This window comes from Herbiconiux dendrobii (genome assembly GCF_052048175.1).
Lineage (GTDB): Bacteria > Actinomycetota > Actinomycetes > Actinomycetales > Microbacteriaceae > Herbiconiux.
Genome location: NZ_JBLZQV010000004.1, coordinates 48864 through 70472, shown reverse-complemented (window position 1 = coordinate 70472; position 21609 = coordinate 48864). Strand labels below are relative to the sequence as shown.

Here is a 21609-nt window from a genome sequence, read left to right as displayed (position 1 = left end):
TGGCTGCTAGGCTGGGGAGCGCACGAAGTAGACATCCTTTAAGTCCGTCCGAGAGGCGGGGAAGGGGGTCGGTTGCATGGCGCGCACAGTGCTGCAGCAGGCTGACATCACCCGGGCGTTGACTCGGATCTCGCACGAGATCCTGGAGTCCAACCGGGGGGCCGAGGATCTCGTGGTGCTGGGCATCCCGACGCGAGGGTCGCTCCTGGCCGAACGGATCGCGCGACTCATCGCGGGCATCGAGCCCGGGGCGGATCCGGCCGCCATCGTGGGGTCGCTCGACATCACCATGTACCGCGACGACCTGTCGAAGCATCCGGTGCGGACGCCGGCCCCCACCCAGGTTCCGCGCCAGGGCATCGACGGCAAGACCGTGGTGCTCGTGGACGACGTGCTCTACTCCGGCCGCACCATCCGGGCCGCCCTCGACGCGCTCAACGACCTCGGTCGGCCGCGCGCCGTGCGGCTCGCCGTGCTGATCGACCGGGGGCACCGCGAGCTGCCGATCCGGGCCGACTTCGTGGGCAAGAACCTGCCGAGCTCGCGCGAGGAGCGCATCAACGTGCGGCTCGCCGAGATCGACGGCACCGAGGGAGTGAGCATCGAAGAGGCGGGCGGGTCCGATGCGTCGAGCATCGGAGCAGGGGGAGACGAGGCATGAGACACCTCCTCTCGACCAAAGACCTGAGCCGCGACGAGGCCGTGCAGATCCTCGACATCGCCGAAGACATGGCGGCGGTGCAGACCCGCGAGGTCAAGAAGCTGCCGACACTGCGGGGCAAGACCGTGGTGAACCTGTTCTTCGAAGACTCCACCCGCACGCGCATCTCGTTCGAGGCGGCCGCCAAACGCCTCTCGGCCGACGTGATCACCTTCTCCGCCAAGGGCTCCAGCGTGTCGAAGGGCGAGAGCCTGAAGGACACCGCGCAGACCCTCGCCGCGATGGGCGCCGACGGCGTCGTCATCCGGCACCACGCCTCGGGCGCACCCCAGGTGCTCGCGCAGAGCGACTGGATCGACGCCGGCGTGGTGAACGCGGGCGACGGCACCCACGAGCATCCGACTCAGGCCCTGCTCGACGCCTTCACGATGCGCCGCCGACTCTTCCCGGGCGCGAGCCGCGGCAAGGGCCTCGACGGAGTGAGCGTGGTCATCGTCGGCGACATCCTGCACTCGCGGGTGGCCCGGTCGAACCTGTGGCTGCTGCGCACCCTCGGCGCCGAGGTGCACTTCGTGGCGCCGGCGACCCTGGTGCCGGTGGGTGCCGCCGGCTGGCCCGCGACCGTCGGATTCGACCTCGACGCGAGCCTCGCCGAGGTGAAGCCCGACGTGCTGATGATGCTGCGCATCCAGAGCGAGCGGATGAACGCGGCCTACTTCCCGAACGCGCGGGAGTACTCCCGGCAGTGGGGTCTGGACGACGAGCGGATGAAGGCCCTCCGCCCGGATAGCATTGTCATGCACCCCGGACCGATGAACCGCGGCCTCGAGATCTCGGCCGGTGCCGCCGACTCGGCGCAGTCGACGGTTCTCGAGCAGGTCGCGAACGGGGTGTCCATCCGGATGGCGGTGCTCTACCTGCTGCTCTCCGGCGAACGAGAGGCCCTGGCGTGAGCGAGACCACCAGCCACCTGCTGAAGGGTGCTGCCGTGCTGGGCGGTGCCCCCACCGATCTGCTGATCGAGCGCGGGCGCATCACGGCCATCGGCGCGGATGCCGCATCCGGAGCCTCGGCGTCCACCACCGTCGTCGACGCGGCGGGCCTCGTGGCCCTGCCCGGACTCGTCGACCTGCACACCCACCTGCGCGAGCCCGGTTTCGAGCAGAGCGAGACCGTGCTCACCGGCACGCGCGCCGCGGCGGCCGGCGGCTTCACCGCGGTGTTCGCCATGGCCAACACGATGCCCGTCTCCGACACCGCCGGCGTGGTGGAGCAGGTGCAGGCGCTCGGCAAGGCCGCCGGCTACGCCACGGTGCGGCCGATCGGCGCCGTCACCGTGGGGCTCGCCGGTGAGCGGCTCAGCGAGATCGGTGCGATGGCGCAGTCCCGCGCGGGCGTTCGGGTGTTCTCCGACGACGGCAAGTGCGTGCACGACTCGCTGCTCATGCGGCGGGCGCTGGAATACGTCAAGACCTTCGACGGGGTGATCGCCCAGCACGCCCAGGATCCGCGGCTCACCGAGAACGCGCAGATGAACGAGGGTGCGCTCTCGAGCGAGCTCGGCCTCAAGGGCTGGCCGGCCGTGGCCGAGGAGTCGATCATCGCGCGCGACGTGCTGCTGGCCGAGCACGTGGGCGCCCGGCTGCACGTGTGCCACCTGTCGACCGCCGGATCGGTCGAGGTGGTGCGCTGGGCGAAGGCTCGCGGCATCGCGGTGACCGCCGAGGCCACGCCGCACCACCTGCTGCTCACCGAAGACCTCGTGCGCAGCTACGACGCCAAGTACAAGGTGAACCCTCCGCTGCGCCGCGACGAAGACGTGCAGGCGCTGCGCGCCGGCGTGGCCGACGGCACCATCGACATCGTGGCCACCGACCACGCCCCGCACCCGCGCGAGAGCAAGGAGTGCGAGTGGGATGCCGCGTCGTTCGGCATGGTGGGCCTCGAGTCGGCCCTGCCCGTGGTGCAGACCGCACTCGTGGAGACGGGGCTGCTGGAGTGGGCGGATGTCGCCCGCATCCTCTCCGACGCCCCGGCCCGGATCGGCCGCCTGCACGACCACAGCCACTCCTTCGAGATCGGCAGCGCCGCGAACATCGTGCTCGTCGACCCCTCCTCGCGGAGCGAGTTCACGCTGGACCGGCTGCACGGCAAGTCGTCGAACACGCCCTACGAGGGCGTGAGCCTGGCCGGGAACGTGCGCTGGAGCTTCCACCACGGCTTCGCGTCGCTGCGTGACGGCGAGCTCGCACCGGTGAACGAGGCCGCCGCGTTCGGTGCCGCCCAGCTGGCCGCCGAAGCCGCGCAGGGGGTCTCCGCCTGATGGACAGCCACCTCGTTCCCGGACTCCTCGTCACGGTGCTGGCGATCCTGCTGCTGCTGGCCATGGTGCTGGCGTGGCGCGCCCGCAAGCGCCGCCAGGCGGCGTTCCGGCAGCCCTCCGTGGCCGCGCCCGACCAGGTCGCCGGCACCGAGATCGCGAGCGTCCCCGTGCTCTACGTCGCCACCACGACCGCCGGCGATCCGCTGGACCGACTCACCATCCCGGGCTTGGCGTTCCGCGGGCGCGGCGTGGTCAGTGTGTCCGACACCGGCGTCACCCTGACCATCCCGGGCGAGCCCGTCACCTTCGTCGCGCGCGCTGCGCTGCGTTCGGTGGGCCGCTCGACCTGGGCCATCGATCGCGTGGTCGAGACCGGGGGCCTCGTGCGCCTGGACTGGACCTACGACGCAGCGGACCGACCCGCCGACGTCGAAAGCTATCTCCGGGCGACGGGCCTCGGCGATGCGAACCGCATCATCGAGGCCGTGAACACGCTCATCCCCGAACAAAGCAGTCCGCAACAGGAAGGAACCTCGTCGTGATCTCAACCGAACCCGCCGTTCTCGTGCTGGAAGACGGGCGACGCTACGAGGGACGTGCTTACGGCGCCCGTGGCCGCACCCTCGGCGAGGCCGTCTTCGCCACCGGCATGACCGGCTACCAGGAGACGCTCACCGATCCGTCGTACGCCGGCCAGATCGTGATGCAGACCGCCCCGCACATCGGCAACACCGGCGTGAACGACACCGACAAGGAGTCGTCGAAGATCTGGGTGGCCGGCTACGTGGTGCGCGACCCTTCCCGGGTCGTATCGAACTTCCGCGCGCAGCGCTCGCTCGACGACGACCTGCAGACGGATGGCGTGGTGGGCATCTCGGGCATCGACACCCGCGCCGTCACCCGCCACCTGCGGAGCCTCGGCGCCATGCGCGCCGGCATCTTCTCCGGCGCCGACTACGAACTGAACCCCACCGAGCAGCTGAACGCCGTGCGCTCGGGCGCCGAGATGGCCGGCCAGAAGCTCTCGACCGTCGTCTCGACGCACGAGCACTACCAGGTGCCCGCCGTGGGCGAGCGGATCGGCTCGGTGGCGGTTCTCGACCTCGGCGTCAAGACCTCCACGCTGAACTACCTCGCGGAGCGCGGCTTCGACGTGGAGGTGCTGCCCGAGTCGATCACCGCCGCCGAGGTGCGCACCCTCGAGCCCGACGCCCTGTTCTACAGCAACGGCCCCGGCGACCCGGAGGCATCCGAGACCCACGTCGAGCTGCTGCAGGACCTGCTGCGCGGCGGCCTGCCCTACTTCGGCATCTGCTTCGGCAACCAGCTGCTCGGCCGCGCGCTCGGCTTCGGCACCTACAAGCTGCCCTTCGGCCACCGCGGCATCAACCAGCCGGTGCTCGACAAGACCACCGGACGGGTCGAGATCACGAGCCAGAACCACGGCTTCGCGGTCGACGCGCCGCGCGAGGGAGTGGTCGAGTCGCCCGCCGGCTTCGGCCGCGTCGAGGTGAGCCACCTGAGCCTCAACGACGACGTGGTGGAGGGCATCCGCTGCCTCGACCTGAACGCCTTCTCGGTGCAGTACCACCCCGAGGCGGCCGCCGGCCCGCACGACTCCATGTACCTGTTCGACCGCTTCCGCGACATGATCCTGGCGAAGAAGACCGCGGCCCTCGAGGCCGATGCGCACGTCGTCGAGGCCCCCTCCGAAGGAGACAACCAGTAATGCCCAAGAGAGACGACATCCAGAGCGTTCTCGTCATCGGGTCCGGCCCGATCGTGATCGGCCAGGCCTGCGAGTTCGACTACTCGGGCACCCAGGCCTGCCGGGTGCTCCGCGAAGAGGGCGTGCGCGTCATCCTGGTGAACTCCAACCCGGCCACCATCATGACCGACCCCGACTTCGCCGACGCCACCTACGTGGAGCCCATCACCTGGCAGGTCATCGAGGCCATCATCGCCAAGGAGAAGCCGGATGCGATCCTGCCGACCCTGGGCGGCCAGACCGCGCTGAACGCGGCCATCCAGCTGCACGAGCACGGCATCCTCGAGAAGTACGACGTGGAGCTGATCGGCGCGAACTTCGAGGCCATCAACAAGGGCGAAGACAGGCAGATCTTCAAGGAGCTGGTTCTGCAGTGCGGCGCCGACGTGGCCCGCTCGCACATCGCGCACACCGTCGAGGAGGCCGTCGGATTCGCCGAAGACCTCGGCTACCCGCTGGTCGTGCGCCCCTCGTTCACCATGGGCGGCCTCGGATCGGGTTTCGCCTACGACGAGACCGAGCTGCGCCGCATCGTCGGCGACGGCCTGCACCAGAGCCCCACCACCGAGGTGCTGCTCGAGGAGAGCATCCTCGGCTGGAAGGAGTACGAGCTCGAGCTCATGCGCGACACCGCCGACAACACGGTGGTCGTCTGCTCGATCGAGAACGTCGACCCGGTCGGCGTGCACACCGGCGACTCGATCACCGTGGCGCCCGCGCTCACCCTCACCGACCGCGAGTACCAGAAGCTGCGCGACATCGGCATCGACATCATCCGCGCCGTGGGCGTGGACACCGGCGGCTGCAACATCCAGTTCGCCGTTGACCCGGCCAACGGGCGCATCATCGTGATCGAGATGAACCCGCGCGTCTCGCGCTCGTCGGCTCTCGCCTCCAAGGCGACCGGCTTCCCGATCGCCAAGATCGCCGCGAAGCTGGCCATCGGCTACCGCCTCGACGAGATCCCGAACGACATCACCAAGGTGACCCCGGCCTCCTTCGAGCCCACGCTCGACTACGTCGTGGTGAAGGTGCCCCGCTTCGCGTTCGAGAAGTTCCCGGCCGCCGACCCGACGCTGACCACCACCATGAAGTCGGTGGGCGAGGCGATGGCCATCGGCCGCAACTACACCCAGGCGCTGCAGAAGGCGCTGCGCTCGCTCGAGAAGCGCGGATCGTCGTTCCACTGGGACGGCGAGCCCGGCGACAAGGATGCCCTGCTCGCGATCGCCGCGGTGCCCACCGACGGCCGCATCGTGACCGTGCAGCAGGCCCTCCGCGCCGGCGCCACGAACGAGGAGGTCTTCGCGGCCACCAAGATCGACCCCTGGTTCATCGACCAGATCGTGCTGATCAACGAGGTCGCCGACGCCATCGCCGCCTCGGAGAACGCCGACCACGCGATGTTCACGCTGGCCAAGGAGCACGGCTTCTCGGATGCCCAGATCGCGACCCTGCGCGGCTTCGGCGAGAAGGAGGTGCGCGAGGTGCGGCACATCCTCGGCATCCGCCCGGTCTACAAGACGGTGGACACCTGCGCGGGGGAGTTCCCCGCGCTCACGCCGTACCACTACTCCTCGTACGACCTGGAGACCGAGGTCGAGCCCTCGGACCGCCGCAAGGTGGTCATCCTCGGATCGGGCCCGAACCGCATCGGCCAGGGCGTGGAGTTCGACTACTCCTGCGTGCACGCCTCGTTCGCGCTGTCGGACGCCGGCTTCGAGACGATCATGATCAACTGCAACCCGGAGACGGTGTCGACCGACTACGACACCAGCGACCGCCTGTACTTCGAGCCGCTGACGCTCGAAGACGTGCTCGAGGTCATCCACGCCGAGCAGCAGTCGGGCGAGCTCGTGGGCGTCGTCGTTCAGCTCGGCGGCCAGACCGCTCTGGGCCTCGCGAAGGGCCTCGAGGAGGCCGGCGTGCCGATCCTCGGCACCACCCCCGCCGCGATCGACCTGGCGGAGGAGCGCGGACTGTTCTCGGGCATCCTCGACGCCGCCGGCATCCTGGCGCCGAAGAACGGCACGGCCACCGACTACGACTCGGCCGTGGCTGTGGCCGAGGAGATCGGCTTCCCGGTGCTGGTGCGCCCCTCGTACGTGCTCGGCGGCCGCGGCATGGAGATCGTCTACGACACCCCGTCACTGGCCGACTACTTCGAGCGGATCGCCGGCCAGGGCATGGTGGGCGCCGCCAACCCGCTGCTGGTGGACCGCTTCCTCGACGACGCGATCGAGATCGACGTCGACGCCCTCTACGACGGAGAGCGCCTGTACGTGGGCGGCATCATGGAGCACCTCGAGGAGGCCGGCGTGCACTCCGGCGACTCGAGCTGCTCGCTGCCCCCGGTGACGCTCGGCCGCTCCCAGATCGACGCGGTGCGTTCGGCCACGCAGAAGATCGCCGAGGGAATCGGCGTGCGCGGGCTGCTCAACGTGCAGTTCGCGATCGGCGCCGGCATCCTCTACGTGCTGGAAGCCAACCCGCGCGCGTCGCGCACCGTGCCCTTCGTGTCGAAGGCGCTCGGCATCCCGCTGGCCAAGGCCGCCTCGCGGATCATGGTGGGCGCCACCGTCGCCGACCTGGTCGCCGAGGGCATGCTGCCCTCGCAGGACGGCTCGATCGTGCCGCTGGACTCGCCGGTCGCCGTGAAGGAGGCCGTGCTGCCGTTCAAGCGCTTCCGCACCAAGGAGGGACTGATCGTCGACTCCGTGCTCGGCCCGGAGATGCGCTCCACCGGCGAGGTGATGGGCATCGATCGCGACTTCCCGCGCGCCTTCGCCAAGAGCCAGGAGGCCGCGTACGGCGGGATGCCCACCTCGGGCACCGTGTTCGTGTCGGTCTCGGATCGCGACAAGCGCGCGATCGTGCTTCCGGTGCTGCGTCTGCAGCAGCTGGGCTTCCACATCCTCGCCACCGAGGGCACGGCCGAGGTGCTGAACCGCAACGGCATCCACGCCGGCATCGTGGAGAAGTTCTCCGAGGGCAAGACCAGCGGCAACGAGTCGATCGTGGATCTGATCAACGCCGACAAGGTGGACATCGTGATCAACACGCCGTCGGGGCGCTCGGCGCGCGTGGACGGCTACGAGATCCGCGCCGCCGCCGTGGCCGCCGACAAGCCGCTGTTCACCACCATCGCGCAGCTCGGCGCCGCCGTGGCCTCGTTCGAGGCGCTCGACGGCGGCTTCGAGGTGACCTCGCTGCAGGAGTACGCGATCGCCCGGGACGCCCGCGGATGAGTCCGACTCCTGACGCCGACGGCTCCGGTACCGCCCGCCTGTCCGAACCCACGACGGTGCCGCCCTTCGGGGCGCGCCTGGACGCGGTGTTCGGCTCGCGCGGGCACCTGTGCGTGGGCATCGACCCGCACCCGTACCTGCTCGAGGCCTGGGGGCTGCCGGTCTCGGCGGCCGGCGCCCGGTCGTTCGGGCTGAGCGTGGTGGAGGCCGTGGCCGCATCCGGCCGCGTCGGCATCGTGAAGCCGCAGGTGGCGTTCTTCGAGGCCTACGGATCGGCCGGCTTCGCCGCGCTCGAAGACGTGCTGGCCGCCGGACGCGCCGCGGGGCTGCTGGTGATCGGCGACGCCAAGCGCGGCGACATCGGCTCCACGAACGACGGCTACGCCGCGGCCTGGCTCGAGCCGGGCTCGCCGCTCGAGGTGGACGCGCTCACCGTGACCGCCTTCACGGGGACCGGTGCGCTCGATCCGCTGTTCGCGCGCGCCTCCGCCGCGGGCAAGGGGCTGTTCGTGCTGAGTGCCACCTCCAACCCCGAGTCGCGGCTGCTGCAGACCGCACGCTCGGAGGCGGGGGAGAGCGTCTCGCGGATCGTCGCCGACGGCGTCGCCGCGCGCAACACCGATCGCACGCGGCTCGGCGACTTCGGCCTCGTGCTCGGCGCCACGAAGCGGCTCGACGAGTACGGGTTCACCGCGGAGGCGCTCCGCGGGCTGTCGACGACCCCGGTGCTCGCGCCGGGATTCGGCTTCCAGGGAGCGTCGTTCGCGTCGATCCCGGGCATCTTCGGGCCGCTGGCACCGGACGTGATCGTGAGCGTGTCGCGCTCGATCCTGCAGCACGGAGCGTCGGGTCTCGCCGGCGCGATCGAGGCCGACGCCTCCGCTCTCGCCGAGGTGATCTCGTGAACCCGCCCGAGGTCGACCGCGCCGCCGCTTCGCGCGCCGCCGTCGCCGCCCGCCGGGCCCGCGCCGCCGTGAAGCGCGCCGTGAACGAGCGCCGGCTGAGCGCCGTCTCGGTGCTCGAGACCGCGCTCTCCAGCACCGAGAGCATCGAGGCCACGATGCGCGTGCGCGACCTGCTGATGAGCATCCCGGGCCTCGGCCCCGTGCGGGTGGACCGCGTGATGGACAAGCTCGGGATCGCCGCCTCCAAGCGCCTCTCGGGCCTCGGCGTGCACCAGCAGGAGCGGATGCGGGAGTACCTCGCCAAGCGCGCGCCCCAGGTCGATGCGCCCGGCCTCAGCCGGCTGGTCGTGCTCGCCGGGCCGACCGCGGTCGGCAAGGGCACGGTCTCCACCTACATCCGCGAGAACTACCCCGAGGTGCACCTCTCGGTCTCGGCCACCACCCGGGCGCCGCGCCCGGGGGAGATCGACGGGGTCTCGTACTACTTCGTCGACGACGCCGAGTTCGACCGGATGATCGCCGACGGCGAGTTCCTGGAGTGGGCCGTGGTGCACAACAAGTCGCGCTACGGCACGCCGCGCCCGCCGATCGACGCCGCTCTGGCCGCGGGCGGGAGCGTGCTGCTGGAGATCGACATCCAGGGCGCGCGCCAGGTGAAGGCCGCGATGCCCGAGGCCCGGCTGGTGTTCCTGCTGCCCCCCACCTGGGAGGAACTGGTGCGCCGGCTGATCGGCCGCGGCACCGAGACGCTCGAGGAACAGGAGCGCCGGCTCACCACCGCGAAGGTCGAATTGGCGGCCCAGGACGAGTTCGATCACCGTGTCGTGAACCGCGATGTGCAGGCCGCGGCGGCGGAGGTCGTAGAATTGATGCAGATTCAGAAGGCGCCCGCTCAGGAGGCCGGCCTTCGCAGCAAGGAGTAAGCACACCATGCCCACCAACAAGCTCGGCATCATCGACCCCCCGATCGACGAACTTCTCTCGAAGGTCGACTCGAAGTACGCCCTGGTGATCTTCGCCTCCAAGCGTGCCCGCCAGATCAACGACTACTACGCCGACCTGCACGAAGGCAGCCTGTTCGACAACGTGGGGCCGCTGGTCGACTCCACCATCGACGACAAGCCGCTCTCGGTCGCCATGCACGAGATCAACGAGGACAAGCTCGAGATCAAGCCTGCGGCGCCGATCGTCGAGTAGTCACTCTTTCCACCCGTCCCACCCCGGTTCCCCGGCTGATCGCCGGTAATGCGTTCGGAGCATCCGTGTGAACATCGTCGTCGGGATCACGGGTGGGATCGCGGCCTACAAGGCCGTCAACGTCATCCGCGGCCTCGTGCTGGCCGGCCACGAAGTGCATGTGGTCGCCACCGAGGCCGCGCTGCGTTTCGTGGGGCGGCCCACGCTCGAGGCGCTCTCCCGCAACACGGTCGAGAGCGACCTGTACGAGGGGGTGGCCGAGGTACGGCACGTGGCCATCGGCCAGGCCGCCGACCTGATCGTGATCGCCCCGGCGACCGCGAACACCATCGCCAAGCTCGCCGCCGGCATCGCCGACGACCTGCTCGGCAACACCGTGCTGGCCAGCCGAGCCCCGCTCGTGCTCGCGCCGGCCATGCACACCGAGATGTGGCAGAACCCGGCCACCGTCGCGAACATCGCGACCCTCCGCTCACGCGGGGTGCACTTCGTGGGGCCGGTCAGCGGTCAGCTCACCGGCAAGGACTCCGGAGCCGGGCGGATGGCGGAGCCCGAGGACATCATCGCGGGCGCGCTGGCCGCGGTCTCGTCTGCTTCGTCCTCCGGGGAGTCGGATGCCGTCGCATCCGTTCCCGAGCAGGATCTCGCCGGCCGCACGGTGCTCGTCACCGCCGGCGGCACCCGCGAACCGCTCGACCCGGTGCGCTTCATCGGCAACCGCTCCAGCGGGCGGCAGGGGATCGCCATCGCCGAGGCTGCGCGCGACCGCGGCGCATCCGTCACCCTGATCGCCGCCCATGTGGAGGTCGACCTGCCCTCCGGCGTCGAGGTGGTGCGGGTCGAGACCGCACAGGAGCTGCTCGCCGCCACGGTGGCCGCGGCCCCGGCGCACGACCTCGTGGTGATGGCGGCGGCGGTCTCCGACTACCGGCCGGTCGCCGTCTCCGAGGCCAAGATCAAGAAGGCGAACACGGGGGAGCGGCTCACGCTCGAGCTCGTGCAGAACCCCGACATCCTCGCCACCATCTCCGCCACGCCACGGGACGGGCGGCTGATCGTGGGCTTCGCCGCCGAGACCGCCACCTCCGCCGAGGAGCTTCTCGCGCTCGGCCGGGCGAAGATCGCGCGCAAGGGCTGCGACTTCCTCGTGGTCAACGGCGTGGGGTGGACCACCGGCTTCGGAACAGAAGGCAATTCGGTGACGGTGCTGGGAGCATCCGGAGATATAGTTTTCGAGGCATCCGGCAGCAAGTCGTCGGTGGCCGATGACATCCTCCGGGTGTTCGCCGCCGCCCTATCAGGAGCAGAATGACCTCTCTTCGTCTCTTCACGTCCGAGTCCGTCACCGAGGGGCACCCCGACAAGATCTGCGACCAGATCTCGGATTCGATCCTCGACGCGCTGCTCGCGGTCGACCCGCACTCGCGGGTCGCGGTCGAGACCCTCGTCACCACCGGGCTGGTGCACGTCGCCGGCGAGGTGACCACCAAGGGGTACGTCGAGATCCCCGCCATCGTGCGCGAGAAGATCACGTCGATCGGCTACACCTCCTCCGACGTGTGGTTCGACGGCCGCTCGTGCGGGGTGTCGGTGTCGATCGGCGGGCAGTCGCCCGACATCGCGCAGGGCGTGGACAACGCCTTCGAGACCCGTGAGGGCTCCTCCACCGACGAGGTCGACCGCCAGGGCGCGGGCGACCAGGGCATCATGTTCGGCTACGCCACCACCGAGACGCCCCAGCTGATGCCGCTGCCGATCTGGCTCGCGCACCGGCTGTCGGAGCGCCTCGCCGCCGTGCGCAAGGAGGGCCTGCTCGACTACCTACGGCCCGACGGCAAGACGCAGGTCACGGTCGGCTACGACGGGGTCGTGCCGAAGTCGGTCGACACGGTCGTGCTCTCCACCCAGCACGCGCCCTCGGTGTCGCTGGACGACCTGCGGCACGAGGTCGAGGAACTCGTCATCCGCCCGGTGCTCGCCGGCGTCGAAGCCTCCGGACTCTCCCTCGACTCCTCGAACGTGCGCATTCTGATCAATCCCACCGGGCGGTTCGAGATCGGCGGCCCGCAGGGCGATGCCGGGCTCACCGGGCGCAAGATCATCGTCGACACCTACGGCGGCGCCTCGCGGCACGGCGGCGGCGCGTTCAGCGGCAAAGACCCGTCGAAGGTCGACCGCTCGGCGGCCTACGCGATGCGCTGGGTGGCCAAGAACGCGGTCGCGGCCGGGCTCGCCTCGCGGCTCGAGGTGCAGATCGCCTACGCCATCGGCAAGGCGGCCCCCGTGGGCTTCTACGTCGAGACGTTCGGCACGGGCGTGGTGTCCGACGAGGTCATCACCGAGGCGCTGCGCAGCGTGTTCGACCTGCGGCCCGCCGCCATCATCAACGACCTCGACCTGCTGCGGCCGATCTACGCGAAGACCGCCAGCTACGGCCACTTCGGCCGCGAGCTGCCGGAGTTCACCTGGGAGCGGCTCGACCGGGTCGACGAGATCCGGGCCGCCGCGGGCCTCTAGCCGTGGCCGGCGAGGTCGCCCTGAAGGGCGGCGGCGCCGATTCGGGGGGCGAGGCGTCGGGTGCGTCCGGCGCGGGTGCCTCCGGCGCGAGTGCTCTTGGCGCGGGTGCCTCCGGTGCGAGTGCCCCTGGTGCGGGGGCCTCCGGTGCGAGTGCCCCTGGTGCGGGCGCATCCGCGTCGGCGGGTTCTGGCGCGGGCACGCTCGTGGCCCGGGTGATGCTCGAGTCGCCGTTGCCCCAGCTGGACCGGCTGTTCGACTACCGGGTGCCGCCCGCTCTGGTTCCGGATGCCGCGGCCGGCGTACGGGTCAAGGTGCCGCTGCGCTCGGCCGGGCGCACGGCCCGGGGCTACATCATCGAGCTCGCGCACGAGGCGGAGCACAAGGGCACGCTGAGCGACCTCGACGAGATCGTGTCGCCCGTGCCGGTGCTGACCCCCGAGGTGTGGGCGCTCGCCCGCCGGCTCGCCGATCGGGCGGCCGGCAGCGCGTGCGACATCGTGCGCCTCGCGGTCCCGCCCCGTTTCGTGCGGGTGGAGAAGGCGTTCGTGGCCCGCACGGCCGCTGCGGCCGGTGCCCGCGGCGAGCATGCCGTGACGACGACGGAGATCGAGCACGCGAATCGCGAGGTGCAGCTGACCGGCTATTCCGACACGGATGCGGGCCACCTGGCCGAGCCCGGGGCGCGCAGCGCCATCGCGGCGATCGCGACCGTGACGCGGCTCGCGACGCCCTCGGCCGTCGGTGCTCCCGCGGCCGAGGCCCACGGTGCGGAGGGGGTGACGGTGGGGCACTGGGCGCTGACCGCCGCCGAGCTCGCCGCGGCGGCCTACCTGCGCGGCGAGTCCGCCATCGTGGCGGTGCCCGACTACCGCGACCAGATCTCCGTCGAGCAGGCCCTGGAATCCCTGGGCTTCGCGGATGCCGTCGTGCGCCTCGACGCGCGGCAGGCGCGACCTGACCGGTACGCGAACTTCCTCACGGCCCTCGACGGCGACCCGCACATCGTGGTGGGCAACCGGTCGAGCATCTACGCACCGGTCTCCTCGCTCGGCCAGATCGTGGTCTGGGACGACGGCGACCCGCTGCAGAGCGAACCCCTCGCGCCGTACGTGCACCTGCGCGATGCCGCCCTGGTGCGCCAGGAGCAGTCGGGGGCGCGGTTGGCGTTCCTTTCGCATGCGCGGAGCACCGAGGTCGAGCGGCTGGTCGAGCTCGGGTTCCTGCATCCGGTGTTCCCGACCCCTCGGTACCTGCCCCGGGTCGTGCCGACCGCCGAGCAGGACGACGCGGATTCGCCGCAGAACGCCGCCCGCATCCCGAGCTCGGCCTGGACCGCCGCCCGCAAGGCGCTCGAGAGCGGCCCCGTGCTGGTGCAGGTCGCCCGGCCGGGGTACGCTCCGGTGCTGGCCTGCAAGACCTGCTCGACGCCCGCATCCTGCACCGTCTGCGGCGGGCCGCTCAGGGTGGCCCGCGCCGGTGAGCGCCCCACCTGCTCGCTCTGCGGGGCGATCGCCGCGAACTGGCACTGCTCGCACTGCGCGGGCACCACGCTGCGCTTCGCGTCGATCGGCGCGGGGCGCACGGCCGACGAGCTGGGCCGGGCCTTTCCCGGTGTGCGCGTGATCGTCTCCGACGGCGAGCGCAACCTGCTCACGGTCGACGACCGCCCGGCCCTGGTGGTCGCCACCCGCGGCGCCGAACCGATCGCGACCGGGGGATACCGGGCCGTTCTGCTGCTGGACGGACCCCGGATGCTGGCCCGCGAGTCCATGCGCGTGGCCGAGGACTGTCTGCGCTGGTGGTCGAACGCCATCGCGCTCTCGGCGCCGCGCGCCACGACGATGCTGGTCGGCGTGGGAGGCGAGCTGGCGCGGAGCCTGGTCACCTGGCAGCCGGAGAGCGTGGCCTCGAGCGAACTCGTCGATCGCCGCACGCTTCGGTTTCCGCCCGCCGTCCGGCTCGCGACGCTGTCGGGCTCGCCGGACACGGTCGCCGCCGCCCTTACCGAGCTGCGCTCACTGCTCACCCAGGCCGAGTGGGAGAAGATGGATACCCTGGGACCGGTGCCCGCCGACGACGGCATGGTGCGCGCCATCGTGCGCTTCGACTACTCGATCGGCACCTCCCTCGCCCGCCACCTGCGTGCCCTGGTGGTGAAGAACGCCACCAGTCGCCGCCCGAAGACCGGGCGCGGCACGGCCTACCGCCCGCCGCCCACGTTGCGCGTGCGACTCGACGATTCGGAGATCATGGAATGAAGCTCGTCTTCGCCGGCACCCCCGCGGTGGCTGTGCCGAGCCTGCGGGCGCTCGCCCCGCACCACGAGATCGTCGCGGTGGTCACCCGCGAGGACGCCCCGCTCGGTCGCAAGCGCGTGCTCACGCCGTCCCCGGTTGCCGCGGCCGCGGAGGAGCTCGGTCTACCCGTGATCAAGGCCAATCGCCTCGACGACGCCGTAACCGCGCGGATCGCCGCGCTCGACGCCGATCTCGGCGTCATCGTGGCCTACGGCGGTCTCGTGCGCGAGCCCCTGCTCAGCACTCCGCGTGCGGGCTGGGTGAACCTCCATTTCTCGCTCCTTCCGCGCTGGCGGGGAGCGGCGCCCGTGCAGTGGTCGGTGATCGCCGGCGACACCGAGAGCGGCGCGACGATCTTCCAGCTCGTCCCGGGCCTGGACGCCGGACCGATCTGGTCGATGACGACCACGCCGATCGGCGCCAACGAGACCGCCGGGAACCTGCTGGGCCGGCTGGCCGATTCCGGTGCCGGTCAGCTGGTCGACACGGTCGAGCTGATCGCATCCGGCACACGATCCCCGGCTGAGCAGAGCGGCGAGGTCACCCTCGCCCCGAAGCTCGGCATCGACGACGCCCGCCTCGATTTCACGCTGCCGTTCGAGGTCGTCTACCGCCGTCTTCGCGGCGTGACCCCCGAGCCGGGAGCGTTCACCGAGATCGACGGTCAGCGCGTGAAGGTGCTCGACGCCGCGCCGGCGTGGGACCACCCGCTTCTGGACCCCGGAGTCGTCACCGCCGAGGGCGGGCACGTTTACGTGGGCACGGCCACCACCCCCCTGGAACTGCTCGAGGTGCATCCCGCCGGTAAGAAGGCCATGGCGGCCGCCGACTGGTGGCGAGGTACTGGAGCCGAGAGGATGACCGCCCGATGAGCGATTCGACGAACAGCCCCGGTTCCGGCGACGGATCCAGCCGATCCCGCCGTGGTTCGGGCTCGGGCTCCAGCTCGGGCTCCGGCGGCCACCGCGCGGCCTCCGGTGGCAACAGGGGCTCGGGCCCCCGCGGTCCCGAGCGCCGGAAGCCGGCCACCCCGTCGAACCGGCCGGCCGCGGTGCAGCCCGCCCGGCGCATCGCCCTCGAAGTGATCACCGCCGTTCGCGAAGACGACGCTTACGCGAACCTGCTGCTGCCGTCGAAGATCGCCGCGGCCCGGCTGGACACGGCCGACGCCGGTTTCGCCACCGAGCTCACCTACGGAACCCTCCGCCTGCGCGGCTACTACGACCGCGTGATCGAGCTGGCGTCGGGCCGCCCGATCGACGAGATCGACGGCGTGGTGCGTGACATCCTCGAGCTCGGCGCGCACCAGCTGATCTCGCTGCGCACGGCGACCCACGCGGCCGTGAACGAATCCGTCGAGCTCGCCCGGCAGCATGCTTCCCGCTCGGCCACCGGTTTCGTCAACGGCGTGCTGCGGGGGATCACCCGGACGCCGGCCTCGGAATGGCTCGACCGGGCGATGGAGTCGGCCACGGACGACGACGAGCGTCTGGCCGTCGCCTCCTCGCACCCCGCGTGGATCATCCGCGCCTTCCGCCGCGCTCTCACGGCCGACGGTGTCTCGGACACCGATCTCGCCTTCGAACTCGACGACCTGCTGGAGGCCGACAACATTCCGGCTCGTTTGAGCCTCGCAGCCCTGCCCGGCCTGATCGACCGCGAGGCGGTCGGCGAGGGTACCGAAGACGCGCCTCTCTCGCCGATCGGTCTGCGCGCCCCGACCGGGGATCCCGCCGGGATCGCGGCGGTGAAGGCCGGTACGGCCCGTGTTCAGGACGAGGGCTCGCAGCTCGCCGCCCTCGCACTGAGCCGGGCCCGGCCGGTGGAGGCGGGGGAGCGCTGGCTCGACCTCTGCGCGGGCCCGGGCGGCAAGACCGCCGTGCTGGCCGCGGAGGCGCGTCTGGGTGGCGCGGTCGTGATCGCGAACGAGCCCGTGCCCGCGCGCGCCGGCCTCGTGCGTCGTGCCGTGGAGGCCCTGCCCGAACCACCCGAGGTGTGGGAACGCGACGGCACCAGGATCGGCGCCGACGCCCCGGAGTCGTTCGACCGCATCCTGGTCGACGCGCCGTGCACGGGCCTCGGTGCGCTCCGCCGCCGCCCGGAGGCGCGCTGGCGCAAGACCCCCGGCGACGTGGCCGCACTGGTGTCGCTGCAACAGCAGCTGATCGACTCGGCCGTGCGGGCACTCAAGCCGGGAGGCCTGCTCGCCTACGTGACCTGCTCGCCGCACGTCGCCGAGACCCGGGGCCAGGTTCAGGGAGCCCTGCGCCGCTGGGACGGCGAACTCGAGCAGCTCGACGCCCAGGAGGTGCTGCGCGCGATCACCTCCGACGCCGTGGCGCTCGGCGGCCCCGACGCCGCTGTGCAGCTCTGGCCGCACCGCAACACGACCGACGCCATGTTCGTCGCCCTCTTCCGCAAGACCACCGCCTGACCCACTCGCGTTCGTCACAGCAGTGACACGCCGTCGTCATGACTCAGCACCTGTCGTCGGAGCCGGGTCGGTTTCGGCGGGAAGAGCCGGCTCAGGGCGTCGACGGTCGCGCGCTCGCCGATCGTGAGCCGGTTCGCCCCCGGGCGTTCCCAGACGACGACCACCTCCGTGGCGGCGGCCATCCGCGCCAGCTCACCGGCGAGCGTCGCCACGGACAGCAACCCCGACTCGTCGATCAGATCGAGTTCGATGTCGTCGACCGGGATGATCAGAGGCCGCGGCCGGTGCTGATCGTCGAAGAACAGCAGCCACACCCGGCTCAGCACCGCGGCCCCGATCAACTCGTCCACGAAATCGAGGAGCAGCTCGTCGGTCGCTACGGGCGAAGCGGAGTCCGCCCGGTTTCGAGTTTTTGTCATGCCCTGATCCTGGGCGAAGTCATGCTCGCTCGGTGCGGTTGACCCAGATCTGTGGATAACGTCCACCAGCCGAAGTGCTGTGCAGAGGTTTTAAGCCGCAGGGTGTGGTACCGTCCGATATCACAGACGAAAGGAATCCTCATGACCGATATCCTCATCCGCAACGTCCCCGATGACGTGGTCGCGGAAATCGACAGTCAAGCAGAGCGGATCGGGCTTTCGCGCGTCGAATACGTTCGGAGGCAGCTTCTGCGTGAATCGACCCGTACCAGGACCACCATCACTCCGGCCGACCTGACTCGTTCGGCCGCCAGGCTGCACGACCTGCTCGACGTCGAGCTCATGGACGCCGCGTGGCAGTGACCGAGTGGCTGATCGATAAATCCGCTCTCGTTCGTCTCCAGCACTGCGTCGATCCGGCGTTCTGGGCAGACCAGCTGGAACGCGGGCTCGTGCGGGTCTGCTCGGTCACGAGGCTCGAGATCGGATATTCGGCTCGATCAGGGGACGACCTGCAGACGATCCTGACCACTCTTCCGGTGTCGTCCTTGACGATCGAGCACTTCACTCCAGCAATCGAAGAACGGGCGATCGAGATCCAGCGTCTTCTCGCGGAGCGCGGACTGCACCGCGGTCCTTCTTCAGCCGACATCCTGATCGCGGCCACGGCTGAGCTCAACCGGCTGGTCGTGCTGCACGTCGATCGTGACTTCGAGACGATCAGCGAGCTGACCGGCGTGCGGGTGGAACGACTCCAGCTGGCCGCAGCCGGCGAGTAGCGGAGATCGGATGACGTGGCAGACCGGATAACGTGGAGGGGTGCCGATCCGCATCCATCCCAGCATCCTGTCCGCCGACTTCGCGAACCTCGAGACCGAGCTCGGGCGCATCGCCAACGCCGATCTGGCGCACATCGACGTGATGGACAACCACTTCGTGCCGAACCTCACGATCGGCCTCCCGGTCGTCGAGAGGCTGCAGCAGGTGTCGCCGGTTCCGCTGGATCTGCACCTGATGATCGAGGATCCCGACCGCTGGGCGCCGCAGTACGCCGAGACCGGCGCCTATTCGGTCACTTTCCATGCCGAAGCCGCGGCCGACCCGGTCAGGCTTGCGCGTGCCCTCCGTGAGCGGGGCGCCCGCGCCGGAATCGCCCTGAAGCCCGGCACCGCCGTCGAGCCCTACCTCGAGCTGCTGCCCGAGTTCGACCTGGTGCTGGTGATGACCGTCGAGCCCGGCTTCGGCGGCCAGTCGTTCATGGAGTCGACCATGCCGAAGCTCGAGCAGCTCTCGCACGCCGTGCGGGCATCCGGACTCGACGTCTGGATGCAGGTCGACGGCGGCATCAACGACCACACCATCGCCATCGCGGCCGAGGCCGGCGCGAACACCTTCGTGGCCGGATCGAGCGTGTTCGGCGCCGAGAGCGCATCGGCGCAGATCGACCACCTGCGCTCGTTGGCGACCGAGCACAGCCACGACTAGTAGCCTTGACACCGTGAAGACTTTCGACGAGCTGTTCCTCGAGCTCTCCGCCAAAGCGGTCGAGCGTCCCGACGGCTCCGGCACGGTGCGCGAGCTCGACGCCGGCGTGCACACCATCGGCAAGAAGATCGTCGAAGAGGCCGCCGAGGTCTGGATGGCCGCCGAATACGAGACCGACGAGAACACGGCGGAAGAGATCTCGCAGCTGCTCTACCACCTGCAGGTGCTGATGCTCGCCAAGGGGCTCACGCCCGCAGACGTCTACCGACATCTGTGACCGGCGACCCCCACCTCCTCGCGAGAACCGCGTCCTCCCCTCATCTCTGAAAGACCCCACAATGCTCAAGATCGCGGTGCCCAACAAGGGCTCCCTGTCCGAGACCGCCGCCCAGATGCTCGCCGAAGCGGGCTACCAGGGCCGTCGTGACCCGCGCGAACTGGTCGTGCTCGACCCGCGCAACGACGTCGAATTCTTCTACCTGCGCCCCCGCGACATCGCCACCTACGTCGGTTCCGGTGCCCTCGACGTGGGGATCACCGGCCGCGACCTGCTGCTGGATTCCGAGTCGACCGCCACCGAGACCGCCTCGCTCGACTTCGGCGGGTCCACCTTCCGGTTCGCCCGGCCCGAGGGCACCTCGATCGAGCTCGCCGACCTGCAGGGCGCCCGCGTGGCCACCAGCTACCCCGGCCTGGTCGGTACCTTCCTGGCCGGGCACGGCATCACCGCCACGCTCATCCGGCTGGACGGCGCCGTCGAATCCGCCGTGCGCCTCGGGGTCGCGGATGCCGTGGCCGACGTCGTCTCGACCGGTTCCACGCTGCGCAAGGCGGGCCTGGAGATCTTCGGCCCCGTCATCCTCGAATCGACCGCCGTGCTGATCAGCTCGGGGACCGGGAACCCGGGCGAGCAGACGCTGATGCGCCGCCTGCAGGGCGTGCTCGTGGCCCGGCAGTACGTGCTGATGGACTACGACGTGCCGATCGCCCAGCTCGACGACGCCTGCGCGCTGACCCCCGGCATCGAGTCGCCCACCATCTCGCCGCTGCACGACCCGGAATGGGTCGCCGTGCGCTCGATGGTGCCGCGCCGCGACACCAACCAGGTGATGGACGCCCTGTACGCCGTGGGCGCCCGCGCCATCCTGGTCAGCTCCATCCACGCCGCGAGAATCTGATGTCGCTCGCGGTACGCGTCATCCCGTGTCTGGACGTGGCGGCCGGCCGCGTGGTGAAGGGCGTCAACTTCGAGAACCTGCGCGACGCCGGCGACCCGGTCGAACTCGCGAGGCTCTACTCCGAGCAGGGCGCCGACGAGCTCACCTTCCTCGACGTGACGGCCACGGTGGATGCGCGTGACACGATGTACGACGTGGTGCGCCAGACCGCCGAGCAGGTCTTCATCCCGCTCACCGTCGGCGGGGGCGTGCGCTCGCCCGAAGACGTGGCCCGGCTGCTCGCCCACGGTGCCGACAAGGTCGGGGTGAACAGCGCCGCCATCGCCCGTCCGGGCCTGCTGAACGAGATCGCCGACCGCTTCGGTGCCCAGGTGCTCGTGCTCTCGCTCGACGTGAAGCGATCGCCGGCCACGGCATCCGGCTTCGTCGTCACCACCCACGGCGGCCGTCGCGAGACCGAGCTCGACGCCCTCGACTGGGCCCGGGAGGCGGTCGAGCGCGGCGCCGGTGAGCTGCTCGTCAACTCGATCGACGCCGACGGCACCAAAGACGGCTTCGACCTCGAACTCGTGGGGTTGATGCGCGAGCTCAGCACCGTACCGGTCATCGCCTCCGGCGGAGCGGGCCGCGTCGAGCACTTCGGGCAGGCCATCAAGGCCGGTGCGGATGCCGTGCTCGCGGCCTCGGTCTTCCACCTGCGGGAGATGACGGTCGGCGACGTGAAAGACGAACTGAAGAAGGAAGGTGTGCTCGTCCGATGAGCACCGCACCCGAGAACACCGCCGCCATCGGCGACACGGTCACCGAGGTGGCCGAGATCCTGGAGCGCGTGCGCTTCGACGACAAGGGGCTGCTGCCCGCGATCATCCAGCAATGGGACACCGCCGAGGTGCTCATGCTCGGCTACATGAACGACGAGGCGCTGCGCCGCACCCTCACCGAGGGCCGCGTCACCTTCTGGTCACGCTCCCGCCAGGAATACTGGCGCAAGGGCGACACCTCCGGCCACGCCCAGTACGTCAAGGGCGCGGCGCTGGACTGCGACGCCGACACGCTGCTGGTGCAGGTCGACCAGATCGGCGTGGCCTGCCACACCGGTGCCCGCCGCTGCTTCGACGTCGATCCGCTGGCGCCGGTCGTCGGCTCGCCGGCGACCTGAGACACACGACCCCCCTTT

At 70.5% G+C, this 21609-nt stretch carries 22 protein-coding genes; 21 read left to right on the top strand and 1 reads right to left on the bottom strand.

Going from position 1 to position 21609, the window contains the following annotated elements:
• The first annotated feature begins 76 nt into the window (after window positions 1-76).
• The 14 genes from pyrR (at window position 77) to ACN4JJ_RS13135 (ending at window position 17350) form a co-directional block, all read left to right on the top strand.
• Window positions 77-661 carry a bifunctional pyr operon transcriptional regulator/uracil phosphoribosyltransferase PyrR gene (pyrR, locus tag ACN4JJ_RS13200; protein ID WP_440710361.1) on the top strand — a complete coding sequence of 195 codons (585 nt, stop codon included), beginning with the start codon at window positions 77-79 and terminating at the stop codon, window positions 659-661.
• Window positions 658-1614: an aspartate carbamoyltransferase catalytic subunit gene (locus tag ACN4JJ_RS13195; RefSeq protein WP_440710360.1), complete on the top strand. Its 957-nt coding sequence runs from the start codon at window positions 658-660 to the stop codon at window positions 1612-1614. Before pyrR ends, ACN4JJ_RS13195 begins: the two co-directional genes overlap by 4 nt.
• Window positions 1611-2984 (top strand): dihydroorotase, encoded by a 1374-nt coding sequence (locus ACN4JJ_RS13190; protein WP_440710359.1) that lies wholly within the window; start codon window positions 1611-1613, stop codon window positions 2982-2984. The genes ACN4JJ_RS13195 and ACN4JJ_RS13190 overlap by 4 nt, the downstream gene beginning before the upstream one ends.
• Window positions 2984-3526, top strand: a complete 543-nt coding sequence (locus ACN4JJ_RS13185; protein WP_440710358.1) for a PH-like domain-containing protein — start codon at window positions 2984-2986, stop codon at window positions 3524-3526. The genes ACN4JJ_RS13190 and ACN4JJ_RS13185 overlap by 1 nt, the downstream gene beginning before the upstream one ends.
• On the top strand, window positions 3523-4713 hold the full coding sequence (gene carA, locus ACN4JJ_RS13180; protein WP_440710357.1) for a glutamine-hydrolyzing carbamoyl-phosphate synthase small subunit: 1191 nt from the start codon (window positions 3523-3525) through the stop codon (window positions 4711-4713). Before ACN4JJ_RS13185 ends, carA begins: the two co-directional genes overlap by 4 nt.
• Window positions 4713-8000 carry a carbamoyl-phosphate synthase large subunit gene (gene carB, locus ACN4JJ_RS13175; RefSeq protein WP_440710356.1) on the top strand — a complete coding sequence of 1096 codons (3288 nt, stop codon included), beginning with the start codon at window positions 4713-4715 and terminating at the stop codon, window positions 7998-8000. Before carA ends, carB begins: the two co-directional genes overlap by 1 nt.
• Window positions 7997-8905, top strand: coding sequence for an orotidine-5'-phosphate decarboxylase (gene pyrF / locus ACN4JJ_RS13170; protein WP_440710355.1), 909 nt, complete (start codon window positions 7997-7999; stop codon window positions 8903-8905). The genes carB and pyrF overlap by 4 nt, the downstream gene beginning before the upstream one ends.
• Entirely contained in the window at window positions 8902-9828 is a 927-nt protein-coding gene (gmk, locus tag ACN4JJ_RS13165) for a guanylate kinase (protein ID WP_440710354.1), read from the top strand. The genes pyrF and gmk overlap by 4 nt, the downstream gene beginning before the upstream one ends.
• Window positions 9829-9835: 7 nt before the next feature.
• Window positions 9836-10102 (top strand): DNA-directed RNA polymerase subunit omega, encoded by a 267-nt coding sequence (gene rpoZ, locus ACN4JJ_RS13160; RefSeq protein WP_291056148.1) that lies wholly within the window; start codon window positions 9836-9838, stop codon window positions 10100-10102.
• Window positions 10103-10169: 67 nt separating this feature from the next.
• Window positions 10170-11414: a bifunctional phosphopantothenoylcysteine decarboxylase/phosphopantothenate--cysteine ligase CoaBC gene (coaBC, locus tag ACN4JJ_RS13155; RefSeq protein WP_440710353.1), complete on the top strand. Its 1245-nt coding sequence runs from the start codon at window positions 10170-10172 to the stop codon at window positions 11412-11414.
• A complete protein-coding gene (metK, locus tag ACN4JJ_RS13150; protein ID WP_440710352.1) occupies window positions 11411-12619 on the top strand; it encodes a methionine adenosyltransferase in 1209 nt (402 codons plus the stop codon). Before coaBC ends, metK begins: the two co-directional genes overlap by 4 nt.
• 215 nt (window positions 12620-12834) lie before the next feature.
• Window positions 12835-14877: a primosomal protein N' family DNA-binding protein gene (locus ACN4JJ_RS13145; protein WP_440710827.1), complete on the top strand. Its 2043-nt coding sequence runs from the start codon at window positions 12835-12837 to the stop codon at window positions 14875-14877.
• The gene (gene fmt, locus ACN4JJ_RS13140; protein ID WP_440710351.1) at window positions 14874-15788 is read left to right on the top strand and encodes a methionyl-tRNA formyltransferase; all 915 of its coding nucleotides are present in this window, start codon (window positions 14874-14876) and stop codon (window positions 15786-15788) included. The genes ACN4JJ_RS13145 and fmt overlap by 4 nt, the downstream gene beginning before the upstream one ends.
• A complete protein-coding gene (locus tag ACN4JJ_RS13135; RefSeq protein WP_440710350.1) occupies window positions 15785-17350 on the top strand; it encodes an RsmB/NOP family class I SAM-dependent RNA methyltransferase in 1566 nt (521 codons plus the stop codon). Before fmt ends, ACN4JJ_RS13135 begins: the two co-directional genes overlap by 4 nt.
• Before the next feature lie 14 nt (window positions 17351-17364).
• On the opposite strand, the gene ACN4JJ_RS13130 is transcribed toward ACN4JJ_RS13135, so the two are convergent.
• Window positions 17365-17769 (bottom strand): hypothetical protein, encoded by a 405-nt coding sequence (locus ACN4JJ_RS13130; protein WP_440710349.1) that lies wholly within the window; start codon window positions 17767-17769, stop codon window positions 17365-17367.
• A gap of 141 nt (window positions 17770-17910) precedes the next feature.
• Between ACN4JJ_RS13130 and vapB the strand changes: the two genes are divergently transcribed.
• The 7 genes from vapB to hisI all read left to right on the top strand — a co-directional run bounded on the left by vapB (window position 17911) and on the right by hisI (window position 21591).
• Window positions 17911-18132, top strand: a complete 222-nt coding sequence (gene vapB, locus ACN4JJ_RS13125) for a type II toxin-antitoxin system VapB family antitoxin (protein ID WP_440710348.1) — start codon at window positions 17911-17913, stop codon at window positions 18130-18132.
• Window positions 18129-18548 carry a PIN domain nuclease gene (locus ACN4JJ_RS13120; RefSeq protein ID WP_440710347.1) on the top strand — a complete coding sequence of 140 codons (420 nt, stop codon included), beginning with the start codon at window positions 18129-18131 and terminating at the stop codon, window positions 18546-18548. Before vapB ends, ACN4JJ_RS13120 begins: the two co-directional genes overlap by 4 nt.
• A 40-nt stretch (window positions 18549-18588) precedes the next feature.
• Window positions 18589-19254, top strand: a complete 666-nt coding sequence (rpe, locus tag ACN4JJ_RS13115) for a ribulose-phosphate 3-epimerase (protein ID WP_440710346.1) — start codon at window positions 18589-18591, stop codon at window positions 19252-19254.
• Window positions 19255-19267: 13 nt separating this feature from the next.
• Complete coding sequence (locus ACN4JJ_RS13110; protein ID WP_440710345.1) at window positions 19268-19531, top strand: phosphoribosyl-ATP diphosphatase; 264 nt, start codon at window positions 19268-19270, stop codon at window positions 19529-19531.
• 61 nt (window positions 19532-19592) lie between these two features.
• The gene (gene hisG, locus ACN4JJ_RS13105) at window positions 19593-20432 is read left to right on the top strand and encodes an ATP phosphoribosyltransferase (RefSeq protein ID WP_440710344.1); all 840 of its coding nucleotides are present in this window, start codon (window positions 19593-19595) and stop codon (window positions 20430-20432) included.
• A complete protein-coding gene (hisF, locus tag ACN4JJ_RS13100) occupies window positions 20432-21193 on the top strand; it encodes an imidazole glycerol phosphate synthase subunit HisF (protein ID WP_440710343.1) in 762 nt (253 codons plus the stop codon). The genes hisG and hisF overlap by 1 nt, the downstream gene beginning before the upstream one ends.
• The gene (gene hisI, locus ACN4JJ_RS13095; RefSeq protein ID WP_440710342.1) at window positions 21190-21591 is read left to right on the top strand and encodes a phosphoribosyl-AMP cyclohydrolase; all 402 of its coding nucleotides are present in this window, start codon (window positions 21190-21192) and stop codon (window positions 21589-21591) included. The genes hisF and hisI overlap by 4 nt, the downstream gene beginning before the upstream one ends.
• Window positions 21592-21609: the final 18 nt, after the last annotated feature.